Genomic DNA, 7385 nt, shown 5'->3' with positions numbered 1-7385 from the left:
TGGAACTTCCGCTGGAAGCTGTTGTTGTGCGCCTCTCGGTCCCGGTACTGGGCCTCGCTGAAGTGCAGCAGCTCCTTGGGGTGGAAGGCGTCCTGGCCCAGATCCGAGATGCGTGCCAGGGAGCGGGGCTCATCTCCCTGGAACATCGAGCTCCAGCGCTCGATGCCTTCGCCGAGCGCGCTGGCGCGAGCCTGGGCCGGCGTGCGTCCCTTGCCCAAGGTGATCGAGTGGAACTCGGTGAAGGCGGGCGACCGGGCGTGGACCGGACAGAAGTACGAGGCGCCAAAGACGGGCCGCAAGGCGTGGCTGCGCGACTCGAGCGGCACCAGTGAGCTGAGCACGCCCGTGATGGGACTGATCTGGGATTGGAGGCGCGCAAAGGTCGTCTCGGGGGGCACGGTCCGGAAGCCATTGTCCTCGGTGAAGCCGCGAGGCCGAGGCTCCAGCACCACGGGCTGCTCGGCGCGGGCCTTCAGGAGCCCAGGGTCCCCGCAGGCGGGGCACTGGGGGCGCCGCACCACGGGGTGCTCGGTGAGCTGGAAGCGAGACAGCTCCAGCGCCAGCAGGGAGCTCCCGAGGGAGCCCTGCCTGCCAGCGGCGAGCCAGCGTGCCAGGGCCACCGCGGCCAGGTGGAGCCCCGTCTGGAGGCTCGCGGGCAGCTCCGCCTGAGGGAGAGAGAAGGAACGCTCGGCGCCCATGCGCCCGCGCAAGAAGGCCTCCACAGGACGGTTCCAACGCAGGCGCTGCGCGAGGCAGGCCCAGCAGGGCCCCTCACCGGGGCGGAACACCGGCCCCACCCACGGCGTGGTACCCGAGGGCTTCACGAGGAGCCAGGGCTCTCTCCGCTTCAGCGCCTCCTGGTTGAAGGCCTCCAGTTGGGGCGTGAGGTAGTCGCGTACGAGGACGACGTGGAGCGGCGCGCCTTCTCGCACCGTGAGTCCGGCCCCTCTCAGGGCTTCGACGAGGGGTCGCGGCTCCAGTCCGTCCAGCGCATGCACGGCCACGGCGGAGTTGGCCAGCCGCGAGACGGCCTCGGAGGGCACCTCACCCAGAGCCTGCCAGAAGGCAGCGGTCTCCTGCCGCAGCCCCGGCGTCGCCTCGACGATGTGGCCCTGCTTCTCCAGGAGCGCGAGGGCATAGAGCACCTCGGGCGCGGAGACCTCCGCCTCTAGCGCGGAGAGGACGTCCTGCACGGAGCGGCGGCCGTCGAGCTTCGAGGCCACGAGCACCTGGCTCCTGCCCGTCAGCATGAACTGCTCATGCTCACCCAGGACGAAGGCTCGCTCCGTGTCGAGGATCTCCAAGCGGAGATGGGCCTTGAACTGCACGACGCGATGGAAGGGATCACTCATGGTGGTCTCTGAATTCTAGCACTGGTCAGCGCCTGACTTTGGGAGCACACGGCCTGACCGATGTATATGCAATGGATATTCAAGGGCGGGCGCATGAGCAATCATTGTGATAAGATCAAGCTGCGGCTGTCGGGAACGTCGTTCAAAAAAGGCCGCAGTAGAAAGAAAGAGAGAGGGTCACCTTGATCAACACCAACACGAGTGCAGCAAGCTCCACCCAGCAGTTCGGAAAGATCTGGCCCCAGTGCGTCGCACGCGCCTGGCAGGACACAGAGTTCCGTGAAGCGCTGAAGCGCGACCCCGCGGCGACGCTCCGCGAGGTGTACCAGTTCGCGTTCCCCGGGAGCGTCAAGCTGGAGATCGTCGAGGGCAGCGAGGCGGCTCAGGCCGCGAACGCGGACACCCTGCGGATGGTCATCCCGCCCGCGCCGTCCATGGAGCTGCAGCAGGTCGCTCTGACGGACGTCGAGAAGGGCATGGTGAATGCCAGGCCGGTCACTCAGGACAGCTTCACGACCTGAGCCGGCACGTCCCAACATGCTTGTCCAGTAGAGCATGACGGGGCATTTTCGAGCGCCTCGAGAATCCAGCCCCTGTTTTCAGGCCAGAAGGCAGTCATGATCATCCGTGAGACGTTGTCCTTTGTGCCAGGGGTGAGCCTGGCACCTTCCACGGAAGGCCGGCGCGGCCTCGAAGGACGCGCCCGGCTGACGCTGCCGCCCCTCTCCCCCAGTGTCAACGCCACGCTCGAGGCCTTGGCCGAGGGCGGGCACAGTCTCGACGAGCTGAGCGAGCTGGCGGGACGGGACGGGCTGACCCACGCGGCGCTCTTCCTCGCCCTGCTCGAGGCGCTGCGCGCGCATGGTGTGCTGGCTCGCAGCCTTCACCTCGAGGGCGCGCTCATCGCCCGGCTCGCGCCGGAGACCCTTCAGCGTGACAGGGTTTTACTGCGTGCCGACCAGCGCTACCGGCTCTCCCGTTTTGCCTTCAGCCGAGCCGTGGACACGGGCTCCTTGTTGGAGACGCCGCTGTCCCTGTCGCGCGTGTCCATGGGGACATGGCACGGCCCTGCGCTCCTGGGAGTGATTGCCACGCCAAGGCTCCCCAGCGAAGTCGCGGAGGCAGTGCCAGGAATTCCTGCCGAGGCCGCGGCTGCATTTCTAGACATGCTGCTGCAAGCCGGAGCCCTCGTGGAGGTGGGCCCGGATGGGAGGGCTGTAGAGGCCGAGGCACTCGCCACTTGGGAGTTCCACGATCTGCTTTTCTATAGCTGGACCCGCTGGGCCCGGCACGAGAAAGGCTATGGCGGCGCCACGTATCGCTTCCGCGGGAGATTGCCGCAGCCCGTGAGAAAGCCACCGCCCTCAGGTGAGGCATTGTCGTTGGAGAAGCCTGATCTGACCCTGTTGGAGCGCAGAGACCCCTCCTTCACCACGGTGCTGGAGCGCCGCCGCACGGTTCGCCATCAAGGCTCACGGCCCATCACGCGGACTCAGCTCGGGGAGCTGCTCTACCGCGCCCTGGGGCTGCGTCATGCGGACCTGGATGGAAGGGAGCAGAAGGAGGCGCGCGTGTATCCCTCGGGCGGCGCTCTCTATGAGAACGACGTGTATGTTCTCGTCCGGCAGTGTAAGGGATTGGGGGCTGGGCTGTACTCCTATCAGCTCCAGGAGCACGCCCTCTATCGCGTCCCCACGCAAGCGCCGGCGCGAGAGGCGCTGCTGCAGCTCGCTTCGGAGAGCATGGCCCTCCCAGCGCAGCCGCAGGTTGTCATTGTGCTGACGGCGCGCTTCGCACGCATGGCCTGGAAATACGAGGTCATGGCCTACTCGGCCATGCTCAAGAACGTGGGGGTCATCTTCCAGACGCTGTACCTGGTGGCAACCGCCATGGGGCTCGCCCCTTGCGCCCTGGGCAGCGGCGGCGCCGACTTGTTCGCTCGCGCCACGGGGATGGATCCGCTCGTGGAGGGCTCCATCGGCGAGTTTGCCCTCGGAAGCCGGGACCCACAGCCCGGGTAGCCCACGTGTCACAGCGACGACGCAGAGGAACGCAGCACGGCCTCCACTCGCGCCACGTCCTCCGGCACATCCACCGCCACCGTGCTCCAGTGCACCTGGCCACAGCGGATGCGCACCCCATGCTCCAGGGCCCGGAGCTGCTCCAGCTTCTCCGCCTCCTCCAGCGGTGTGGGGGGCAGCGAGGCCAGCTTCAGCAGCACCTCGTGCCGGTAGCCGTAGAGGCCAATGTGCGCCCACCGGCGCACCCTCTCTTCCTGTCCCGCCTCCCGGAAGAAGGGCAACGCGGCGCGGCTGAAGTAGAGCGCATCCCCATTCACCGCCAGCACTGCTTTCACCACATGGGGGCTCGCCACCTCCGCCGCCTCCAGCGGCCGGACCAGCGTGCCCATGCCCACCTCCGGGTCCTTGAACAGCCCTGCCAGCACCTGGAGCGCCTTCGGATCCAGCAACGGCTCGTCGCCCTGGACGTTGACCCACACGTCTACCCCTGCGCGACTCCGCGCCACCTCCGCCACCCGGTCCGTCCCCGTCGCGCACGCGGGGCTCGTCATCACCGACATGCCCCCGAACCGCGCAACTGCCTCTTGGATGCGCTCGTCGTCCGTCGCCACCAGCACCTCGTCGAAGGCACGGGACTCCTGGCAGCGGCGCCACACGTGCTCCACCATCGGCCTGCCTGCAATCAGGGCAAGCGGCTTGCCAGGGAAGCGGGTGCTGGCATGGCGGGCCGGGATGACGGCGACGGTCCGGGGAGGAGGCATGTCCCCTCCGTCTATCAAATTCAGGACGTCTTGCCTCCCCGAGGTGTCCCGCACACTGGCCTCCCCATGGACCGTGCCTAGCTTCCCGAGGCCATGAAGAAGGTCCTCCACATCGTCGGCGCACGCCCCAACTTCATGAAGGCGGCGCCCATCCACAAGGCCATCACCGAGCGCGGCCAGCTCGCCCAGGTCCTCGTCCACACCGGCCAGCACTATGACGTGAAGATGAGCGACGTCTTCTTCACGGATCTCGGCATGCCCGCCCCGGAGGTGTACCTGGGCATCGGCTCGGGCAGCCACGCGGAGCAGACCGCGCGCACCATGATCGAGCTGGAGAAGGTCTTCCTCCGGGAGAAGCCGGACCTCGTCTCCGTCGTGGGCGACGTCAACAGCACCCTGGCGGGCGCCCTCGTGGCCTCGAAGATGGGCATCCGCGTCGCCCACGTGGAGGCGGGCCTGCGCAGCTTCGATCCTCGCATGCCGGAGGAGATCAACCGCATCGTCACCGACCGGCTCGCGGACCTCCTCCTCACGCCCTCGCCGGATGCGGACGCCAACCTCCTCAAGGAGGGGGTGGACCCTGTCCGCATCCACCTGGTGGGCAACGTGATGATCGACACGCTGCTGACCTCCAAGGCGCGAGCCGAGCAGCTCTCCACGCTCGCGGACCTGGGGCTCAGGCCTCAGGGCTACGCCGTGTGCACGCTGCACCGCGCCTCCAACGTGGATGATCCGAAGGTGCTCGGCGGGCTGCTCTCCTCGCTCGCCCAGGTCTCCGCGCGCGTGCCCGTCATCTTCCCGGTGCACCCCCGCACGCGGAAGATGCTGGCGGACCACGGGCTGGGCGGCATGCTCGAGCGCTCTCCCGGGCTGCGCCTCGTGGAGCCCATGGGCTACCTGGAGTTCCTCGCGCTCACCTCGCAGGCCCGGCTCATCCTCACCGACTCGGGTGGGCTGCAGGAGGAGTCCACCGCGCTGGGCGTGCCCTGCCTCACCCTGCGCGAGAACACCGAGCGCCCCATCACCGTGGAGCAGGGCACCAACCTCGTCGTCGGCACCGACCCGGTGCGCATCACCGAGGAGGCGGACCGTGTCCTCGATGGGCACGGCAAGAAGGGCCGCGTGCCCCTCCTCTGGGATGGGCGCACCGCCGAGCGCATCGCCGACCTCTATGCCCAGGTGCTCGGTGCAGGCGTGGGCGAGCTGCGCGCGTCCGCCTGAGGGCGTGGCGCCCGGTGACGCTGGCCTGGCTCACGAGGAGGGCCGGCTCGCGAGGGTGGCCTCCGTGGGCAGGGAGACGGTGAAGGTGCTGCCCTTGCCGGGCTCGCTCTGAACCTCGATGCGGCCCCCGTGCCGGGTGATGATGTCGCGGCTGATGGACAGCCCCAGCCCCGTGCCCTGGCCTCGCGGCTTGGTGGTGAAGAAGGGCGTGAAGAGCTTGGAGAGCGTCTCCGGCATCATGCCCTTGCCCGTGTCCGAGATCTCCACCACCGCCTCGCCCTCCTGATGCCACGTGCGGATGCGGATCTTTCCGAAGGTCTCGAGGGCCTGGGCCGCGTTGACGAGCAGGTTGGTGAACACCTGGGCGATCTGGGTGGGATGGCAGAGAACGCGAGGCAGCGGCCCCAGTTCGCGGATCACCTCGCACTTGTACTTGAGCTCGTTCCACACCATCCGCAGCGTGGACTCCAGCTCCGCGTTCAGGTCCACCGACTGAGGCGTACCCACGTCATCCCGGGAGAGCGAGCGCAGGCCCTGGACGATCTCCGTGATGCGCCGGGCACCCGTCAGCGACTCCTCGATGACCTCGGGCAGCTCCCCGATCAACGTCTCCATGTCCGCCTGCGTCCACAGCTCGCGCAGCCGCGTGAGCTGCTCCCCGGAGAGGGTCAGGTGCTCGCCGTCTCTTCCCTGCAGGAGCTCGTGCTGGAGCCGCAGCAGTGGCAGGAGCCCGGAGACGTGCTGGTCGAGCGTCCTCAGGTTGCTCGTGACGTAGCTGAGCGGGTTGTTGACCTCGTGGGCAATCCCCGCCGCGAGCTGCCCCAGCGAGGCCAGCCTCTCGGCCCGGATGAGCTGCGCCTGCCGCTCCTCCATCAGCCCGCGCTCGGTGATGTTGCGCACGATGCAGGCGGCCTCATCCGGACCGCTGCGGACGATCCGCGCCTCGTACCGCTGCACCCCTCGGCCCTGCTTCTCCAGCTCGTACTCGTAGACCGTCAGCTCCCCCCAGTGGATGGCCCGCTGGACGTTCGTGAGGGTCTGCTCGATGAAGGAGCTCGGGAACGGCAGGCTCTGGATCTTCTTGCCCAGGAAGGCCTCGGGTGGCAGCGCCGTGGGCTCGGCGGTCCCATCATTCCAGTCGATGAAGGTGCCATCGGCGCGGATGCGGAAGAGGAGATCCGGGAGGGCGCGGAACAGCACGCGCAGGCGCTCCTCGCTGTGCTTCCTGGCGGTGATGTCCACGTCCGTGCCCACCACCCGCACCGGGGACTCCTGGCTGTCACGCGTCGCCACCCGGGCCCGGCTCAAGATCCAGGCCCACTGGCCATCCTTGCGCCGCGCACGGTAGGCGAACTCGAGCAGGGGTGTGTGCCCCTCCAGATGCGCTTGGATGAGCTGCTCGACCTCGGGCAGATCCTCGGGGTGGCACAAGCTCTTCCACACGGCCACGGTGGGCTCCAGCTCGCCCTCGGCGTACCCCAGCAGCTCCAGGCTGCGGCGGCTCACGCGCAGCTCTCCGGTGAGGACCTTCCACTCCCACAGGCCTTCCTCCACGCTTACGAGCACCGGCTTCAGCTGCTCCAGGTCTGCCTGCCGCATGCGGTGGGCCGTCTCCTGATCCCGGCGCTGCAGCTCGGTGCGCCACCTGGCCACGAGGTTGCCACCCACGAGCAGCGCGGGCTGGAGCTCGCTGATGAGCCTGGCATCGGCCTCGCCGCGGGGGTGGGCGAGGCCGGCCAGCCCTACGAGCTCGTCCCCGCTCCGGAGGGGCAGGAGGAGGAAGGAGTCCAGGTGGGACATACCCGGTGCGGGCACGGCGCCCACCCGCTCCGCCAGCCTGCTGGCCCAGACAGGCTCGCCTGTCTCGAGTGCGGCATCCATGAGCGCTCGAAGGCCGAGGAGCCCCTGCGCCTGAGAGGCCTCGCTGGAGGGGCTGCTGGCGAGGGGCTGGAAACGAGGGCTGGCTCCAGGGGAGGGGAGGACCTCCCCCAGCAAGCCATAGGCGCTCTGCGTGTGAGCGAGGAGCAGGG

6 protein-coding genes are annotated in these 7385 nt (G+C 68.5%); 3 read left to right on the top strand and 3 right to left on the bottom strand.

The features are described 5' to 3' along the window. On the bottom strand, positions 1-1352 hold a 1352-nt coding region (locus VD972_RS25355; protein ID WP_324991240.1), incomplete at its 3' end, for a TOMM precursor leader peptide-binding protein. 182 nt (positions 1353-1534) lie between these two features. On the opposite strand from VD972_RS25355, the gene VD972_RS25350 reads away from it, so the two are divergent. Then, complete coding sequence (locus tag VD972_RS25350) at positions 1535-1873, top strand: hypothetical protein (protein ID WP_324991238.1); 339 nt, start codon at positions 1535-1537, stop codon at positions 1871-1873. A 96-nt stretch (positions 1874-1969) separates the two neighbouring features. Beyond that, the gene (locus VD972_RS25345; protein ID WP_324991236.1) at positions 1970-3373 is read left to right on the top strand and encodes a SagB family peptide dehydrogenase; all 1404 of its coding nucleotides are present in this window, start codon (positions 1970-1972) and stop codon (positions 3371-3373) included. Positions 3374-3381: 8 nt separating this feature from the next. Here the strand turns inward: VD972_RS25345 and kdsB are convergent, their stop codons facing one another. Continuing rightward, a complete protein-coding gene (gene kdsB / locus VD972_RS25340) occupies positions 3382-4134 on the bottom strand; it encodes a 3-deoxy-manno-octulosonate cytidylyltransferase (protein ID WP_324991234.1) in 753 nt (250 codons plus the stop codon). Between the two features lie 93 nt (positions 4135-4227). Here kdsB and wecB point away from each other — a divergent pair, with 93 nt between their 5' ends. Next, entirely contained in the window at positions 4228-5355 is a 1128-nt protein-coding gene (wecB, locus tag VD972_RS25335; RefSeq protein ID WP_324991233.1) for a non-hydrolyzing UDP-N-acetylglucosamine 2-epimerase, read from the top strand. A 30-nt stretch (positions 5356-5385) separates the two neighbouring features. Here the strand turns inward: wecB and VD972_RS25330 are convergent. Next, positions 5386-7385 (bottom strand): ATP-binding protein (locus tag VD972_RS25330; RefSeq protein ID WP_324991231.1); only part of this gene is annotated, 2000 nt, incomplete at its 5' end.

It is taken from the genome of Hyalangium sp., assembly GCF_035629615.1.
Classification (GTDB): Bacteria; Myxococcota; Myxococcia; order Myxococcales; family Myxococcaceae; genus Hyalangium.
This window is presented reverse-complemented; position numbering and strand designations above follow the sequence as displayed.

Bases quoted from the DNA above. Each gene is read 5' to 3' on its own strand.
- VD972_RS25345 (WP_324991236.1), top strand. From the start codon at position 1,970: ATGATCATCCGTGAGACGTTGTCCTTTGTGCCAGGGGTGAGCCTGGCA.
- kdsB (WP_324991234.1), bottom strand. From the start codon at position 4,134: ATGCCTCCTCCCCGGACCGTCGCCGTCATCCCGGCCCGCCATGCCAGC.
- wecB (WP_324991233.1), top strand. From the start codon at position 4,228: ATGAAGAAGGTCCTCCACATCGTCGGCGCACGCCCCAACTTCATGAAG.